19 protein-coding genes and 1 riboswitch are annotated in these 16,302 nt (G+C 65.7%); of the genes, 10 read left to right on the top strand and 9 right to left on the bottom strand.

Features of this window, described 5'->3' with window-relative positions; translation table 11 throughout:
* Window positions 1-34: 34 nt before the first annotated feature.
* On the bottom strand, window positions 35-1,504 hold the full coding sequence (pyk, locus tag B9N75_RS06620) for a pyruvate kinase (RefSeq protein WP_085218087.1): 1,470 nt from the start codon (window positions 1,502-1,504) through the stop codon (window positions 35-37).
* A gap of 99 nt (window positions 1,505-1,603) precedes the next feature.
* Between pyk and B9N75_RS06615 the strand changes: the two genes are divergently transcribed.
* The 5 genes from B9N75_RS06615 (at window position 1,604) to B9N75_RS06595 (ending at window position 6,833) form a co-directional block, all read left to right on the top strand.
* Window positions 1,604-1,846: a DUF2312 domain-containing protein gene (locus B9N75_RS06615; protein ID WP_085218086.1), complete on the top strand. Its 243-nt coding sequence runs from the start codon at window positions 1,604-1,606 to the stop codon at window positions 1,844-1,846.
* A gap of 107 nt (window positions 1,847-1,953) precedes the next feature.
* Window positions 1,954-2,697, top strand: a complete 744-nt coding sequence (locus B9N75_RS06610) for a YebC/PmpR family DNA-binding transcriptional regulator (protein WP_085218085.1) — start codon at window positions 1,954-1,956, stop codon at window positions 2,695-2,697.
* 200 nt (window positions 2,698-2,897) lie between these two features.
* Window positions 2,898-5,360 (top strand): DNA topoisomerase (ATP-hydrolyzing) subunit B, encoded by a 2,463-nt coding sequence (gene gyrB, locus B9N75_RS06605; protein WP_085218084.1) that lies wholly within the window; start codon window positions 2,898-2,900, stop codon window positions 5,358-5,360.
* Between the two features lie 97 nt (window positions 5,361-5,457).
* Window positions 5,458-5,877 (top strand): surface-adhesin E family protein, encoded by a 420-nt coding sequence (locus tag B9N75_RS06600; RefSeq protein WP_157123732.1) that lies wholly within the window; start codon window positions 5,458-5,460, stop codon window positions 5,875-5,877.
* A gap of 68 nt (window positions 5,878-5,945) precedes the next feature.
* The gene (locus tag B9N75_RS06595; protein WP_085218082.1) at window positions 5,946-6,833 is read left to right on the top strand and encodes an aspartyl protease family protein; all 888 of its coding nucleotides are present in this window, start codon (window positions 5,946-5,948) and stop codon (window positions 6,831-6,833) included.
* Window positions 6,834-6,839: 6 nt separating this feature from the next.
* Here the strand turns inward: B9N75_RS06595 and B9N75_RS06590 are convergent, their stop codons facing one another.
* Window positions 6,840-7,457 (bottom strand): SOS response-associated peptidase family protein, encoded by a 618-nt coding sequence (locus tag B9N75_RS06590; protein ID WP_085218081.1) that lies wholly within the window; start codon window positions 7,455-7,457, stop codon window positions 6,840-6,842.
* A 98-nt stretch (window positions 7,458-7,555) separates the two neighbouring features.
* Between B9N75_RS06590 and B9N75_RS06585 the strand changes: the two genes are divergently transcribed.
* Genes B9N75_RS06585 through B9N75_RS06575 form a run of 3 tightly spaced genes read left to right on the top strand, consistent with a single transcriptional unit; the run spans window position 7,556 to window position 8,739 of the window.
* Window positions 7,556-7,987, top strand: a complete 432-nt coding sequence (locus B9N75_RS06585) for a DUF1801 domain-containing protein (RefSeq protein WP_085218080.1) — start codon at window positions 7,556-7,558, stop codon at window positions 7,985-7,987.
* Complete coding sequence (locus B9N75_RS06580) at window positions 7,987-8,385, top strand: DUF1801 domain-containing protein (protein WP_085218079.1); 399 nt, start codon at window positions 7,987-7,989, stop codon at window positions 8,383-8,385. Before B9N75_RS06585 ends, B9N75_RS06580 begins: the two co-directional genes overlap by 1 nt.
* The gene (locus B9N75_RS06575) at window positions 8,386-8,739 is read left to right on the top strand and encodes a DUF2200 domain-containing protein (RefSeq protein WP_085218078.1); all 354 of its coding nucleotides are present in this window, start codon (window positions 8,386-8,388) and stop codon (window positions 8,737-8,739) included.
* Between the two features lie 13 nt (window positions 8,740-8,752).
* On the opposite strand, the gene B9N75_RS06570 is transcribed toward B9N75_RS06575, so the two are convergent.
* The 3 genes from B9N75_RS06570 to arr all read right to left on the bottom strand — a co-directional run bounded on the left by B9N75_RS06570 (window position 8,753) and on the right by arr (window position 10,928).
* Window positions 8,753-9,226 (bottom strand): DUF1579 domain-containing protein, encoded by a 474-nt coding sequence (locus tag B9N75_RS06570; RefSeq protein ID WP_085218077.1) that lies wholly within the window; start codon window positions 9,224-9,226, stop codon window positions 8,753-8,755.
* Window positions 9,227-9,378: 152 nt separating this feature from the next.
* The gene (locus B9N75_RS06565; protein ID WP_085218076.1) at window positions 9,379-10,110 is read right to left on the bottom strand and encodes a DUF899 domain-containing protein; all 732 of its coding nucleotides are present in this window, start codon (window positions 10,108-10,110) and stop codon (window positions 9,379-9,381) included.
* A 407-nt stretch (window positions 10,111-10,517) separates the two neighbouring features.
* A complete protein-coding gene (gene arr / locus B9N75_RS06560) occupies window positions 10,518-10,928 on the bottom strand; it encodes an NAD(+)--rifampin ADP-ribosyltransferase (protein ID WP_085218075.1) in 411 nt (136 codons plus the stop codon).
* A gap of 179 nt (window positions 10,929-11,107) precedes the next feature.
* On the opposite strand from arr, the gene B9N75_RS06555 reads away from it, so the two are divergent.
* Together B9N75_RS06555 and B9N75_RS06550 are read left to right on the top strand one after the other, a co-directional pair.
* Window positions 11,108-11,368 (top strand): type II toxin-antitoxin system Phd/YefM family antitoxin, encoded by a 261-nt coding sequence (locus B9N75_RS06555; RefSeq protein ID WP_085218074.1) that lies wholly within the window; start codon window positions 11,108-11,110, stop codon window positions 11,366-11,368.
* Window positions 11,369-11,370: 2 nt separating this feature from the next.
* Window positions 11,371-11,631, top strand: a complete 261-nt coding sequence (locus B9N75_RS06550; RefSeq protein ID WP_210189356.1) for a Txe/YoeB family addiction module toxin — start codon at window positions 11,371-11,373, stop codon at window positions 11,629-11,631.
* Window positions 11,632-11,672: 41 nt separating this feature from the next.
* Here the strand turns inward: B9N75_RS06550 and B9N75_RS06545 are convergent, their stop codons facing one another.
* The 4 genes from B9N75_RS06545 to dinB all read right to left on the bottom strand — a co-directional run bounded on the left by B9N75_RS06545 (window position 11,673) and on the right by dinB (window position 16,211).
* Window positions 11,673-11,786: a VOC family protein gene (locus B9N75_RS06545; protein WP_085218072.1), complete on the bottom strand. Its 114-nt coding sequence runs from the start codon at window positions 11,784-11,786 to the stop codon at window positions 11,673-11,675.
* Window positions 11,787-13,046 carry a putative sensor domain DACNV-containing protein gene (locus B9N75_RS13945; protein WP_210189353.1) on the bottom strand — a complete coding sequence of 420 codons (1,260 nt, stop codon included), beginning with the start codon at window positions 13,044-13,046 and terminating at the stop codon, window positions 11,787-11,789.
* A 58-nt stretch (window positions 13,047-13,104) separates the two neighbouring features.
* Window positions 13,105-14,961 carry a phosphomethylpyrimidine synthase ThiC gene (thiC, locus tag B9N75_RS06540; RefSeq protein WP_085218071.1) on the bottom strand — a complete coding sequence of 619 codons (1,857 nt, stop codon included), beginning with the start codon at window positions 14,959-14,961 and terminating at the stop codon, window positions 13,105-13,107.
* Window positions 14,962-14,995: 34 nt separating this feature from the next.
* Window positions 14,996-15,104, bottom strand: a riboswitch (TPP riboswitch).
* Window positions 15,105-15,119: 15 nt separating this feature from the next.
* Window positions 15,120-16,211: a DNA polymerase IV gene (gene dinB / locus B9N75_RS06535; RefSeq protein ID WP_085218070.1), complete on the bottom strand. Its 1,092-nt coding sequence runs from the start codon at window positions 16,209-16,211 to the stop codon at window positions 15,120-15,122.
* Window positions 16,212-16,302: the final 91 nt, after the last annotated feature.

The raw sequence follows: 16,302 nt of genomic DNA, 5'->3' as shown, positions 1-16,302 counted from the left end.
GATCCCCGCTTTCGCGGGGATGACAATGAGGGCCTCAGCCCGCGTGCCGGTCTAGCTCGTCGCCTGCGAGGCGGACGACGTGGAGCACGTTGGTCGATCCCGGCGTGCCGAACGGCACCCCCGCCGTCACCACCAGCCGGTCTCCGGCCCTGGCGATGCCGTGGCGGAGCGCCATGCGCTTGGCCTTGCCGACCATTTCCTCGAAGCTGTTGACGTCCCGCGTCCGCACCGCATGCGCGCCCCACAGCAGCCCCAGCCGCCGCGCGGTCTTGGGGCTGGGCGTCAGCACCAGCAGTGGCACCGTCGGCCGTTCGCGCGCCACGCGCCGCGCAGTCGAGCCCGAGGTAGTGAAGCAGACGATCGCCGATCCGCCCACCGTCCGCACGATCTCGCTCGCCGCACGCGCGATCGCGTCGTTGGTCGTCGCGTCGGGCAGCGTCTCGGTGAAGTGGACGCGGGCATAATGGCTGGGATCGTTCTCGGCGCTGGTCGCGATGCGGTTCATCATCGCCACCGCCTCGCGCGGGAACTGGCCCGACGCGCTTTCCGCCGAGAGCATGATCGCGTCGGCGCCGTCATAGACCGCGGTCGCAACGTCGGAGACTTCGGCGCGCGTCGGCGAAGGCGAGGTGATCATCGATTCGAGCATCTGCGTCGCAACCACCACTGGCCGGCCCATCCGCCGCGCCGATTCGACGATCTGCTTCTGAAGCGGCGGCACGCCTTCGGGCGGCAGCTCGACGCCGAGATCGCCGCGCGCGACCATCACCGCGTCGGCGAGCTCCAATATGCCCTCCAGCCGCTCGACCGCCGCCGGCTTCTCGATCTTGGCGAGCAGCGCCGCCTTGCCGCCGATCAGCCGCCGCGCCTCCGCCACGTCCTCAGGCCGCTGGACAAAGGAGAGGGCGACCCAATCGACGCCCTGCTCCAGCGCAAAGGCGAGATCGGCACGATCCTTCTCGGTCAGCGCGGCGAGCGGCAGCACCACGTCGGGGACGTTGAGCCCCTTGTTGTTCGAGATCGTGCCGCCGACCTCGGCCACCGCCTCGATCCGGTCGGGCGTCACTTCGAGCACGCGGAACACCAGCTTGCCGTCGTCGACCAGCAGCCGCGTCCCCGCCTCCACCGCGTCGAATATCTCGCCGTGCGGCAGCGGTGCGCGGGTCGCGTCGCCCGGCGCGGTGTCGCGATCGAAGGTGAAGCGCGCGCCCGTCTCCACCACCGCCGATCCTTCGGCGAATCGGCCGACGCGCAGCTTCGGCCCCTGCAGATCGGCGAGGATGGTGGTCGGCCGCTCCAGCTCCTTCTCGAGCCCGCGGATCATCTCGATGCGGCGCGCGTGATCGGCGTGGCTGCCGTGGCTCATGTTGATGCGGAAGGCGTCGGCCCCTGCCTCGGCCAGCGCGCGGATCATCTCCGGCGTGTCGCTCGCCGGGCCCAGCGTCGCGAGGATGCGCACCTTGCGGCTGCGCGGGACGAACGGGCTGATCGTGGCGGCGGACATGGCGAGAGCGCATAACGCCAAAGCGTGTCAGTGCAACCTTGAGCGGCGCGGCCCGACCGATTAGACGCCGCGGCTCATCCCGAACACGGAGCAGATGGAATGGCGGAAGGAACCGTCGCGGCCGACGAGCTGCGATTGCTGATCGAGCGTATCGAACGGCTGGAGGAAGAGAAGAAGGCGATCGCCGACGACGTCAAGGACGTCTACGGCGAAGCCAAGGCGCGCGGCTACGACACCAAGACGATGCGCGCCATCGTCCGCCTCCGTAAGATGGAAAAGAACGCCCGCGACGAAGCCGAGGCGCTGCTCGAAACCTATAAGGCTGCGCTCGGGCTGGGCTGACGTTTCGTCATTGCGAGCGCCGCAGGCGCGCGGCAATCCAGGACGATGGATCGCCGCAGCGCTGCGCGCCTCGCGATGTCGGAAAGAAACGGAAAGGATGACGGGCAATGGCCGGCCATAGCAAGTTCAAGAACATCATGCATCGCAAGGGCGCGCAGGACAAAAAGCGCTCGGCGATGTTCTCCAAGCTGTCGCGCGAAATCACCGTCGCGGCGAAGATGGGGACGCCCGATCCCGACATGAATCCGCGGCTGCGTGCCGCAGTGCTCGCCGCCAAGGCGCAATCGATGCCCAAGGACAATATCCAGCGCGCGATCGACAAGTCGTCGGCCGGCGAGGGGGATAATTACGAGGAGCTGCGCTACGAGGGCTTCGGCCCCGGCGGCGTGTCGCTGATCGTCGAGGCGCTGACCGACAACCGCAACCGCACCGCGACCAACGTCCGCACGATCTTCTCTAAGAACGGAGGCAATCTGGGAGCCAGCGGATCGGTGAGCCACGGCTTCGACCGGCTCGGCCTCATCGAATATCCCGCCGGCGCAGGCGATGCCGAAAAGGTGCTTGAAGCCGCGATCGAGGCGGGCGCCGACGATATTGAATCGAGCGAGGAAGGCCACGCCATCTGGACCGCGCAGGACGGCCTCCACGAAGTCGCCAAGGCGCTGGAAGGCGCGCTCGGCGAGCCGGAGAGCACCAAGCTCGCCTGGCGCCCGCAGACCCCGGTGACGGTGGGCGAGGACGATGCCGGATCGCTGCTGAAGCTCATCGACGCGCTCGACGACGATGATGACGTGCAGACCGTCTGGGGCAATTACGAAGTGCCCGACGAAGTGATGGCAAAGTTGGGGTAGGCGCCCGCTTTTTCACCCTCAGCCGTCATCCTGAACTCGTTTCAGGATCCATGTTTCGGCCGCCGCGAGGGCTCCGCGATGGATGCTGAAACAAGTTCAGCATGACGGTGAGGTAGGAACAGTTCGCGGAGCAGCCTCGGCACACTCCCAGCACCCCCTTTTTCGTTGGTTTCCCCCCTCTAATTCCCTATATCATCGGCATGGCATCCTCCCCCACCGAAAACAGCTACGGCGCCGATTCCATCAAGGTGCTGAAAGGCCTCGACGCGGTCCGCAAGCGGCCGGGCATGTATATCGGCGATACCGACGACGGATCGGGCCTCCACCACATGGTGTTCGAGGTCTCCGACAATGCGATCGACGAGGCGCTGGCGGGCCATTGCGACCGCATCCTGATCACGCTCAACGCCGATGGATCGGTGAGCGTCGAGGATAATGGCCGCGGCATCCCGACCGGTATCCATGCCGAGGAAGGCGTGTCGGCGGCCGAGGTCATCATGACCCAGCTCCACGCCGGCGGTAAGTTCGAGAACACCTCGGACGACAATGCCTACAAGGTCTCGGGCGGCCTCCACGGGGTCGGCGTCAGCGTCGTCAATGCGCTCAGCGAGTTTCTCGATCTCAACATCTGGCGCGACGGCGAAGAGCATTGGATGCGCTTCCGCCACGGCGATGCCGAAGCGCCGCTGAAGGTGCTCGGCCCCGCGCCCGAGGGCAAGAAGGGGACGCGCGTCACCTTCCTCCCCTCGCCCGCCACCTTCAAGATCACCGAGTTCGATTTCGACAAGCTCGAGCATCGCTACCGCGAGCTCGCCTTCCTCAACTCGGGCGTGCGGCTGTTCCTCACCGATGCGCGGCATGAGGAGGAGCGCCAAGTCGAGCTGTTCTACGAGGGCGGCATAGCGGCCTTCGTACGCTATCTCGATCGCGCCAAGACGCCGCTGATCCCCGAGCCGATCTCGGTCTCGGGCCAGCGCGACGACATTGGCATCGATGTCGCGCTGGAGTGGAACGACAGCTATTACGAGCAGGTCCTCGCCTTCACCAACAACATTCCCCAGCGCGACGGCGGCACCCATATGGCCGCGTTCCGCGCCGCGCTGACCCGCACGCTCAACAATTATGCCGACAAGTCCGGCATGATGAAGCGCGAGAAGGTGAGCCTCACCGGCGACGACATGCGCGAAGGGCTGACCGCGATCGTCTCGGTCAAGCTGCCCGATCCCAAATTCTCCAGCCAGACCAAGGACAAGCTGGTTAGCTCCGAGGTCCGCCAACCGCTCGAAAGCCTGATGGCCGACAAGCTCGCCGAATGGCTCGAGGAGAATCCGGGCCACGCGCGCACGATCATCCAGAAGATCATCGACGCCGCCGCCGCGCGCGAGGCCGCCCGCAAAGCGCGCGAAGCGAGCCGCAAGAGCGTGATGGGCATCGCATCGCTCCCCGGCAAGCTCGCCGATTGCCAGGAGCGCGATCCGGCCAAGTCCGAGCTGTTCCTGGTCGAGGGTGACTCGGCCGGCGGTTCTGCCAAGCAGGGCCGCAACCGCCACAACCAGGCGATCCTGCCGCTGAAGGGCAAGATCCTCAACGTCGAGCGCGCGCGGTTCGACCGGATGCTGTCTTCCAAGGAGGTCGGCACGCTGATCCAGGCAATCGGCACGGGCATCGGCCGCGACGATTTCAACATCGACAAGCTGCGCTACCACAAGATCGTCATCATGACCGACGCCGACGTCGACGGCGCGCATATCCGGACGCTGCTGCTCACCTTCTTCTACCGGCAGATGCCCGAGATCATTGAGCGCGGGCACCTCTTCATCGCCCAGCCGCCGCTCTACAAGGTCGCCAAGGGGCGGAGCGAAGTCTACCTCAAGGACGATGCCGCGCTCGACGAATATCTCGTCGGCGCGGGCCTCGGCGCGATGGTGCTGGAGACCGCCGAAGGGCCGCGCTCGGGCGAAGACCTGCGCGCGCTGGCCGAACATGCGCGGCGGATGCGGACGCTGATGCGCTACGTGCCGCGCCGCTACGATCCCGCGATCATCGAGGCGCTGGCGCTTTCCGGCGCGCTCGATCCCGAGATGCGGACGGCGGACCGCGGCGCCGCGATCACGCGCGCCGCCGCCTGGCTCGATGCCGGCGACGAGGAGGGAAGCTGGGCCGGCGAGGCGAGCGAGGAGGGCAGCTATACGCTCAAGCGTCTCTGGCGCGGCGTCACGGATTGGCACATCATCGATCACAAGTTCCTGGTCTCGGCCGAGGCGCGTAAGCTCCACGGCCTCGCCACCGAGCAGGCGGAAAGCTACACCAAGCCTTCCCGCCTCATCCGTGCCGGCCAGGCCGAAGCCGCGGAAGAAGGCGACGAGGATGCGATTCCCGCCAAGGGCACGCCGGTGACGCGGCCGAGCGAGCTGCTCGACGCGATCCTCGCCGCCGGGCGCAAGGGCCTCTCGGTCCAGCGCTACAAGGGTCTCGGCGAAATGAACGCCGAGCAACTCTGGGAAACCACGCTCGATCCGGGCAACCGCAGCCTCCTCCAGGTCGGCGTCGACCAGGCCGACGTGGCGGACGAGATCTTCACCCGGCTGATGGGCGACGTGGTCGAACCGCGCCGCGACTTCATCCAGGAAAACGCCCTCAACGTCGCCAATCTGGACGTGTGACGCTCCCCTTCGCCGCGCGATCGGCCGCGTTCGTCGCGGCGGTGTGGCGGGCGGTGCGATGCGCTAGGATGGCGCGCGCATCTTGAGGGAGGGTAAGATGACCAGGATTGCAATCGCCATGCTGCTGGCCGCCGCGGCCATGCCGGCCGGAGCCGCGCCTGCGGCTAAGAGCGAATGGGTGCGCGTCGGCAGCCATGTCGATGGCGGCGCGGTCGAGGTGGACCGCAAGTCGATCGAGACGCGCGGCGGCGTCACCTACGGCTGGTGGCGCACCACCTTCGCGCAGCCGCGCGGCGACGGCACCGCGCAGGAGGAGCAGCAGGAAGCCGTCGAGTGCGGCCCGATGCTCTCCACCCCGCTGGCGATGGTGAAGCGCGCGTCCGACGGCGCGATCCTCAACCAGAGCCGCGAGCCCGCCAGCGCGCTCGACCGCCTCGGCCCACCCACTCCCGGCACCACCGGCGAACGCGTCGCCCAGGCGATCTGCGACCTGAGGCCGAAACCGAAACGCCGCTGACGCCACCGCGCATTGACGGCTGCCGCCCCGCTGTATTACCTCCATAACTCACTTATGGAGAGCAGTAGATGGGCGGTGCGACGGCGGTTCTTGCAGTGGCTCTTGCGGCCGCGCCCGTCGGCTCGGCCGGCCCGACGCCGGCTGCCTGTGCGCGGATCGAGACGGCACGGCAGCAGCCGCTGCTGAACATCCCTTTCCGCACCGTCGATGGCCGGATCTATGTCGATGCGCAGGTGAACGGCAAGGGGCCGTTCGTCTTCGCGATCGATACCGGCGCCAGCGGCATGGGCCGCGCGGACGCAAGCCTTGTCGCGGCGCTTGCATTGCCGCTCAGCGGATCCGGCGAGACTTCGGACGGCATCGCGACGGCGCCCGTCGCCAAGACGCGCCTCGCCACGCTCGATCTCGGCGGATTCGTGCGCCGCGATCTCGAAGTCATCACCCGCGATTACGCCAGCAAAACCGCGCCCGAAGCCGCCTTCGCCGGGATCGTCGGCCGCGATTTCTTTGCCGACGGGCTGCTCGTCATCGATTATCCCCGCCGCACACTTACCTTCAGCCGCGCCGCGAGCCTGGCGCCAGGAGACCGGGGAGTTCTCGGCTATAGCCGCGCCTTTCGCGTGCCGGTGACGATCGGCGCGGTCGAAACCGAGGGCAACCTTGATACCGGCGCAAACGTCACGTTCGTGCTGCCTACGCCGCTGTTCGACCGGATCGGCGGCGGAGCGGTGACGCCCGCAGGCGAAGGAACTCTCACCAATACCAAGATCGACACCGGCCGCGCGATGCTGCGCGGGCCCGTCCGCATCGGCGCGGCAGAGCAGTCCAACGTGGAGGTGCGCGTGTCCGACCGTTATCCGGAATTGCTGGTGGGCGCACATGCGCTCGAGCATTTCGCCATTCTGATCGATCAGCGCACGAAGAGCGTCGCGCTATGTCCTTCGACCGGCGACTGACCGCGCTTAGCGCACCTGTTCTGCCGCAAGGCTGCCCGCGGGGAGCGGGCGGCAGAGATCGACGGCAGGCACCGCCGGATCGAGCCAGCGCACGCAATCGGCGAGGCCGAGCACGACCACCTGCCGATCGTGATAGGGCGCAATGTCGGGACCGGGCGGACAGGTGAGCATCGCCCAGGCCTCGCCCGCCTCCGGATCGTTGCGCCAGATGCCCGCGATGCAGAACCAGTCGTGCCCCGCCAGGGTGAACGCCCATTTGGATTTGAGCGGCTTCTGCGCAGGTTTCGGCGCGCCAGGCGGTGGCGGTGGCGGATCGGTGAATTCGAAGAAGCCTTCGACCGGGATCAGGCAGCGTGACGGCGCAGCGATGATCCGCCCGTCCGACCGGAAATTATAAACCGGCCGCTTGTTCGGGCCCGGCCAGCTCCAGCGCCGCGTCACCATTTCCGCTTCCCCCGGCGCATCGGCGGCGGGACGGATGATCTCCACCCGATCGGTGATGCGGAAACCATCGAGCGGCGCGAAGTTCGGCCGTCCTTCGGGGAAGCGGAGCGTGATCCCCGTCTCCGACCAGTCGCGGACGATCTTCTCCAGCTCGCGGCGGCGATAGGCCTCGTTGCACATCGCGCCAGTTTAGCCTCTGCCGCTCCGCACGGGGAGTCTCGCGATGACATCGGCGCGCCGAGCCACTATCATGCGCGAGCAATCCGGGAGCGATCGAGATGAGCGAGAAAGGTGGCGCAGCCGCCAAGCCGGTGCTTCTCTCCGGCGGCAACCCGCAGATCCCCAAGGGCGAGGGCGACGCTCCCGTCCAGGCCTATATCGCCGCGATGCCCGGCTGGAAGCAGGACATCGGCCGCGCGCTCGATACGCTGATCGTCGGCGCCGTGCCGGGGGTACGAAAGGCGGTGAAATGGAACACGCCGCTCTATGGCGCGCCGGACCGCGAAGGCTGGTTCCTGAGCTTCCACTGCTTCGACCGCTATGTGAAGGTGAGCTTCTTTCAGGGCGGATCGCTCGAGCCGGCACCGCCGGTGAAATCCAAATATCCGGCGGTGCGATACGCCCATGTCCATGAGGGTGAAGAGGTGGATGCCGGCCGTTTCACCGATTGGGTGCAGCAGGCCGCTGCTCTGCCGGGGGAGAAGATGTGATGGCCGAGGACGATCCCGCGACGCTGATCGACGCGAAGATCGCGGCGCTGGACGACTGGCGCGGGGCGATGCTGGCGAAGCTCCGCGCGCTGATCCTGGCGGCGGACCCTGAGATCGCGGAGACGTTGAAGTGGCGCAAGCCCAGCAACCCCGCCGGCGTGCCGGTGTGGGAGCGCGGCGGCATCCTGTGCACCGGCGAGACATACAGGGACAAGGTGAAGCTGACCTTCGCACGCGGCGCGGCGCTGGACGATCCCGCGGGCCTGTTCAACGCGAGCCTCGACGGCGAAACGCGGCGGGCGATCGACGTGCGCGAAGGCGAGGATGTCGAGGGCGAGGCGCTGCAGGCGCTGGTCCGCGCCGCCGTGGCGGCGAACCTTGCCGGAAAGGCACGATAGATGGCCGAGCACCGCATCTTCACCACCAGCTTCGCCAGCGTCTATCCGCATTATGTCGCCAAGGCCGAGAAGAAGGGACGGACCAAGGCGGAGGTGGACGAGATCATCGGCTGGCTGACCGGCCATTCGGCCGACGGGCTGCAGGCCGAGATCGACGCGAAGACCGATTTCCGCACCTTCTTCGCCACCGCGCCGGCGATGAACCCGGCGCGTACCGCGGTGACCGGCACCGTCTGCGGCGTGCGGGTGGAGGAAGTGCCCGATCCGCTGATGCGCGAGATCCGCATCCTCGACAAGATGATCGACGAGCTCGCCAAGGGAAAGGCGATGGCGAAGATCCTTCGCCAGGGGTGAGCCCCCGCCGCCGTCAGGCGCGTGAAAATTCCATCACCCAGTTCGTCTCCCACGTCGCGCCGCCATCGTCCGACAAGGCCTGCTCCCAGCGCGGCGCGCCTCTGTCCGCGCCGAGCCACCGAAAGCGCAGCCGCACCGGGCGGCCGTCATGCACGTCATCGGCATAGAAGCTGCCGACACCCTCCTCGAAGCTGCCGATCACCGGCACGTCGATCGCGTGCGGCGCACGGCTGTCGAGCCACCAGATCGCCCAGGTGCCGCTGGCCGCATCGAACGAACGCAGCGCGACCGCGCGATAATCGCCGCCGGGTAGATGGAGCAGATTGTCCTCGATATTGCCGTTGCCGCCGAGCACGGGTCGCTGCTCGCTGGTGCCCTCGAACTCTTCCCATTCGGTGCAGCCTGCGAGCCGGAACTTGAGGCGTCGATGCTTCACCCGCCAGCGCCCTTGCTGGAAATCAAAATCACGGCAGTGATCGATGGTCATGACGCTCTTACCCCCCAAGTGGCCCGCCGGAGCGGACGGTGGCTGCACGGTAGGGAAGGAGGCAGGAAGGGCAAGGTTGCACTGTCCGGATACCGCTCGCTCTCGACTCCCCCTCTCCCCCGCCCCCTCTCCCGCAGGGGGAGAGGGGAGCTTTATTCACGCTCCGGCTCGGCCTCGCGATTGTCGTGCCAGACCCACCAGTCATAGGGATCGGTCTGCGGATAGCCGGGGGGTGAATCCTCCCATTTCTCCTGCCGGCCGAGCGGGGTGATATCGAGCCAGTTCCAGAGATTGCCCATCTGCTCGTCGCCGCGGCCGCTGACGAAATAGGTGCGGAAGATCTGGTCACCGTCGCGGAAGAAGACGTTGGTGCCGTGCCACGCATCGACCCCGAAATCAGCGTCGAAATCGTCGGTCAGCGTGTACCAGGGGATATGCTCCCACCCCATCTTCGCCTTCTGCCGCGCGAGATCGTCCTGGCTGCCGCGCGAGACGAAGGCGTAGGTCGTATCGCGCTGCTGGAGGTGGACAGGGTGGACGGCGTGATCGGCGACCAGCGAGCAGCCGATGCAGCCGCGCTCGGGCCAGCGCGACACGCCCGGCTCCAAAAAGGCGCGGTAGACGATGAGCTGGCGGCAGCGGCCGAACAGATCACGTAAGCCCACGCGGCCGTCCGGCCCCTCGAACGCATAGTCCTTCTCGATCCTGAGCCACGGCATCCGCCGCCGCTCGGCGGCGAGCGCGTCGCGGGCGCGCATAACCTCCTTCTCGCGCCCGTGCATGCGGACGTGGGCGGCATCCCACTCCGCGCGCGACACGACCGGCGGGGTCTGCATCGCGCCGTTGCCGCGGTCGTCGCCGCCATTGTCCGAAGCTTGCGTCATCGCTGAACCTTCCCTCCGTTCGACAGGTTGATCCGCGCCCCTGCCCCGCGCATGGCGCAACCCCGCCCGCCCCGGAAGAGCGCACGCAACCACTTTGGTGCGAAACGCGCCGGACGGGTGCGAAAACCGGGCGAAGGCGGGCGCGCGGTGGGGCGGCGGGTGCGAATGTTCCCAATGTTCGCACTGGCCATGGGGGGTGCGGCGGACCCCGGGAAGCGGCTCCGGGCGGGCGGCGGGTACGAGGGCGGAGCGACATGTCTCACGCACCAGCGTGGATCACATTGAAGGCAAGTAGGACAGAGGTGTTGGACGCTTTGCCGCCGTGCTGTTGTGCGCGGGTATCGTGTTGCGCGCAGAGACGCAGAGGCGCGGAGAAGGTTGATCCTTGGTCGGGCGGGCGACGCCGATCAGTCGATGATCTCGGCATCGCCTTCGGCTTCCATCCGCGCGAGCGCGGCCTTCATCTCGGCGAGCCGCTCCGGCGGGTGCGGCGCCCAGGTTTCGACCTCGCCGACGATCCGCAGCGGCGCGCGGCTCCGGTAGGATTGGGTCGGGTTGCCGGGAAATTTCCTGTCGGTGAGGTTGGGGTCGTCCTCGAAGGCGCCGGTCGGCGCGACGATATAGATGCGCTCGCAGCCCTCTCCCCTGGCCAGCTCGCACCCCCAGATCGCCGCGTCGAGGGTGCCCGAGAAGTAGATCCACGACAGCTTGCGGTCGGCGTAGTTGGAGGTGAAGCCGGGCGTGAGCAGGTCGCCCACCGTGAGGTCGGCGCGGGTGCCGTGGTAGAAGGGGCCGGTGGCCGCAGAGGCGTGGGTCATGACGGCCTGATCGTCTGAAGGGGCTTTAGCGGCCTAATCGGAGCAAAGCCCTTCGTCCGCCAAAATTCAACTCGTGGATGAAGTTTTCAACCGGGACACGACAGAACTGTCGAATGGTTTGTCGCCCGCTGTGGCGCGCAGAGATTGACATTGGACAATGTTTTGTCCATATCAGGCGCATGAGGGCCGTCAGCTATTCCGAAGCGCGCGAGAATCTGAAGGCGATGATCGACAGGGTCGTCGCCGATCGCGCTCCGCTTGCCATCACCCGCCAGCGCGGCGAAGGCGCGGTGCTGATTTCCGAGAGCGAATGGGAATCGATCGAAGAAACGCTTCACCTGCTCTCTTCGCCGAAGAACGCCGAGCGACTGCTGGAGGCGGTGCGCGGGTTCGAGGCGGGCGATGCCGGTGTCGACGAACGGGGTGTGCCGCTGCCGTGAACGTGGCGTTCTGGCCGACGGCGTGGGAGGATTACCGCCATTGGCAGGACCATGACGCCCGGATGCTGGAGAAGCTGAACGGGCTGATCGAGGAATGCCGGCGAAATCCGTTCAAGGGGACGGGCAAGCCCGAGCCGCTTGGCGGCAACCTTTCAGGCTGGTGGTCGCGGCGGATCAATCAGGAGCATCGGCTGGTGTATCGGGTGGCCGGGAGCGGAAAGGATCAGACGCTGCAGGTGGCGCAATGCCGATATCATTATTGAGGTGAAGCGCCGGGCGGGCGGATCGTGACCCAGCGCTTGTCCTACGCGGGTTGATAGCTGTCCTCGACCAGCTCGAAGCCGAGCTTGCCAACGTAGAAGGCGAGCGCCTCGTCATAGTCGCGGATGACGAGGGCGATGTGGGCTAGGTGGGGCATCTACGAACCCAATGGCATGTTCATATTTCCCAAAGCCACTCCCTTGCGAACAAAGACCGACCCATCTTCGCCCCATACAGCGCTCACTGGTCCGTCTTGAGAGATAACTATAGCCTTAGCGCTTGGCATTCGGCTCACGAGCTTGACTGCCGATCTATGCCGCATTCCGAATTGTTCGATATTACAAATACTATATTTCTTGTCCAGCTCATCTTTTACTTCATATATATTAGTGCCATCAGCCAACTCAGAGCGAATTTCTGCGCCGAATCCAATAAGCCGGAGATCAGCCGATATTACTATCGCGCCGTCACAACCTGCGAGTTGCGCGGTGAACCTTATTGTCTCAATCAAGTGCTCAGTTGCTGCCGCTAGTATCAACTCGGCTTCATGCAAACTGCCCTCGACGACCTCACCGTTTTCGATAGCAGTCCAATGGTCAGCCGTTGAGTTTCTTGCATTTATGAAGCGCACGAAGGCTGTACGCAGACTGTCTGATACGCAGGAATACTTTAAGCGAACGCTTTCTCCTACAATCAAGTTGCGATCAGGCAAAACTATGACGGCTCCACCATGCCCCAAGGCGTTTATCGAATTAACTAGCCCAGAAAACACGTTGCACAATGCGGTGAACCAGAAGCTTTCAAACTCCCTAGGTTCTTCAACGCTAGGAACCGTAAAGTCGTGTGATAATTCCTCAAATTTTTCGTGAGCAATTTTGTGCAAAAAGAGAGGGATGTCGAACTTTGACTCGATCAAGGCTCCGTCGCTTAAGGACGCAACCGCGTATTGTCCTTGAAACACCTTTATTTTGCCAGGCCTATCTATCTGGACAATCAACGCGGGCGGAACCCGATAGCTGTAGACGAGTCCGAGCCGGGCCCTGTGCCAAGAGGTGCCCAGATCGCATATTCCAGCTATTAATACGTCGCTTTTGCTGAATGTAATCCAAATGGCTGACTTCTTTGAGTCAGTTGCAGGGGCTAACCGGCGTATCTCTTCAACAGTGACTGGCCGCGAAGTCCCGAAGCTATAGAACGTCGCCTCCGTCGAGAAATTTATGACTTCTTCTTCGGTTACTACAACGTTGAATTTTGGATACCGTCCCTCCTCCGGCGTGTTGGCGGCGAGGTAGCACGCCTCCAAAATTTGCCTCAGTTGGCTTTTTGATGGACAGGCAGGCGTCACATATTCGCCTGCCACCAGTTGAAACCACCGATCAGCTACTGCCTTCGCTAGGTCCGCAGGAAACTTTGCCACAAATATCTCGGTGCAATTCAGCCGCATTTACGATGATGCCGAACCCTCCTGACGGGTGTCAATCGTGCTCGCGCCCGCCCCCACCCATGTACAGTTCCCGTCCGGTATCCTCGTAGACCTTGCTCATACCGGCCATGCCCTCCTCCGCGTCCGCCGCCACGAACGCGTCGGCGGGCTGGTTCTGGAGACGGGCGAAGTCTCTCACCTCCTGAGTGATCTTCATGCTGCAAAACTTCGGGCCGCACATGGAGCAGAAGTGGGCGGTCTTGGCGCCTTCCGCGGGGAGGGTCTGGTCGTGGTATTGCTCGGCGGTGTCGGGGTCGAGCGACAGGTTGAACTGGTCGCGCCAGCGGAACTCGAAGCGGGCGCGGCTCAAGGCGTCGTCGCGCATCTTTGCCGCCGGGTGGCCTTTGGCGAGATCGGCGGCGTGGGCGGCGAGCTTGTAGGTCACCACGCCCACCTTCACGTCGTCGCGGTCGGGGAGGCCGAGGTGCTCCTTGGGGGTGACGTAGCAGAGCATCGCGGTGCCGTACCAGCCGATCATCGCGGCGCCGATGCCGCTGGTGATGTGATCGTAGCCGGGCGCGATATCGGTGGTGAGTGGGCCAAGCGTATAGAACGGTGCCTCGCCGCAGACCTCGAGCTGCTTGTCCATATTCTCCTTGATCTTGTGCATCGGCACGTGGCCGGGGCCCTCGATCATCACCTGCACGTCCTCAGCCCAGGCGCGATGGGTGAGTTCGCCCAGCGTGTAGAGCTCGGCGAACTGCGCTTCGTCATTGGCGTCGGCGATGCTGCCGGGGCGGAGGCCATCACCGAGCGAATAGGCGATGTCATACGCCTTCATGATCTCGGTGATCTCGTCGAAGCGTTCGTAGAGGAAGCTCTCCTTGTGGTGCGCGAGGCACCATTTCGCCATGATGCTGCCGCCGCGGCTGACGATGCCGGTGACGCGCTTGGCGGTGAGCGGGACGTAGGGCAGGCGGACGCCGGCGTGGATGGTGAAATAATCGACGCCCTGTTCGGCCTGTTCGATCAGCGTGTCGCGGAAGATCTCCCAGGTCAGGTCCTCGGCGATGCCGCCGACCTTTTCCAGCGCCTGATAGATGGGCACGGTGCCGATCGGGACGGGCGAGTTGCGGATGATCCATTCGCGGGTGTCGTGGATGTTGCGGCCGGTGGAGAGGTCCATGACGGTGTCGGCGCCCCAGCGGATCGACCAGACCATCTTGTCGACTTCGGCCGCGACGTCGGACGCGACCGCGCTGTTGCCGATGTTGGCGTTGATCTTGACCAGGAAGTTGCGGCCGATCGCCATCGGCTCGGATTCGGGGTGGTTGATGTTGTTGGGGATGATGGCACGGCCGCGGGCGACCTCGTCGCGGACGAATTCGGGTGTCACATAGTCGGGGATGGCGGCGCCGAAGCTCTCGCCGTCGCGGGCATATTCGGCGAGCCGCTCGCGCCCGAGATTCTCACGGGTGGCAACATATTCCATCTCGGCCGTGATGATGCCGCGGCGGGCATAGTGCATCTGGCTGACGTTGGCGCCGGCGCGCGCGCGCAGCACTTTGCGGCGGACGTTGGGGAACGGCTGGACGCCGCCCGAACGGTCGGGGCCGAGCTGGCCATTGTCCTCGGGGCGGACCTCGCGCTGCGCGACCTCCTCGACATCGCCGCGGCCGCGGATCCAGTCGCGGCGGAGCTCGGGAAGGCCCGCCATGATGTCGATGCGCGCCTGCGGGTCCGAATAGGGGCCGGAGGTGTCGTAGACCCGCAGCGGCGGCTCGCCCGAGGAGGGATCGAGATCGATCTCGCGCATCTTCACGCCGAGCGGCCCGACATGGACCTTGCGGCTGCCGCGGATCGGGCCGGTCGTTACCCTTAATTCGGTGCGCGCGGGAATATCGGCCATGTCAGTTCCTCTCCATGCGGAGGAAACGGGCCGGGCGTCAGGACCGCTCCCTCCCTACGCCGGTGTCAGCCGGATCAGGTTCAGCGGGTCGGAAGCTGCTGCTTCCCTCTCAAGCGCGCATGAGCGCTCCCCCGGGGATGGCAACGGTCTTAGCCGGATCACAGCGGCAAGGAAAGCGGCGCCTCCGCGGGCGCATCACCCTCCTCCGCGCCGAGCTTGCTGAGCGTGAGGCCCAAGAGGCGGATGCCTTTCTCCGGTGGCATCAGCGTCTGGAGCAGCGCGGTGCCGACGGCGAGGAATTCCTCGCGGCCTGTAACGCTGTGGCCGAGCGTGCGGGCGCGGGTGCAGATGCGGAAATCGCTGTATTTGACCTTGAGCGTCACGGTGCGGCCGGCGAGGCCCTTTTCGGCGATGCGGCGCCAGACCGTCTGGCTGATGCGATCGAGCTCGGCGGCGAGCGCGGCGGGATCGGTGAGGTCGGTGAGGAAGGTGTCCTCGGCGCCGACCGACTTGTAGGGGCGGTTGGCCTTCACCTGGCGGTGGCAGATGCCGCGCGCGAGATCGTGATAATAGTCCGCCGAGCTGCCGAAATTATGCGCCAGCCACTCGCGCGAGCGATCGCGCAGGTCCGCGCCCGTCTCGATGCCCAGCCGCCGCATCTTCTCGGCGGTCTTGGGGCCGACGCCGTGAAAGCGGCTGACGGGAAGCGAGGCAACGAAGGCTGCGCCCCTGGCGGGGGTGATGACGCACAGGCCATCGGGCTTGTTCTGGTCGCTCGCGAGCTTGGCGAGGAACTTGTTGTAGGAGACGCCGGCCGAAGCGGTGAGCCCGGTCTCGGCGCGGATGCGGGCGCGTATCTCCTCGGCGATGCGGGTGGCAATGCCGATTCCCTTCAGATCCTCGGTGACGTCGAGATAGGCCTCGTCGAGGCTCAGCGGCTCGACGTGCGGCGTGTAATCGAGGAAGATCGCGCGGATCTGCTGGCTGACCGCGCGATAGGCATCGAAGCGCGGCTTGACGAAGATGAGCTCCGGGCAGCGGCGCCGCGCGGTGACCGAGGGCATCGCGGAGCGGATGCCGAACGTCCGCGCCTCGTAGCTCGCCGCCGCGACCACGCCGCGCACCCCGCCGCCGACCGCGACCGGACGCCCGCGCAGCTCCGGATTGTCGCGCTGCTCGACCGACGCGTAGAAGGCGTCCATATCAACATGGATGATCTTGCGCTGCGGCGGAGGCGCGTCTTCGTTCACGCCCTGTTCCTAGCGGATCGGGCGGCGGCGGGGAAGCGGGTGCTGGACCCCGGCTTTCGCCGGGGAACAGGCGCTGCCGTCATGCTGAACT

Source organism: Allosphingosinicella indica, from assembly GCF_900177405.1.
Classification (GTDB): Bacteria; Pseudomonadota; Alphaproteobacteria; order Sphingomonadales; family Sphingomonadaceae; genus Allosphingosinicella; species Allosphingosinicella indica.
The sequence above is the reverse complement of the archived record's forward strand: the minus strand, read 5'-3'. Positions and strand labels throughout refer to the sequence as shown.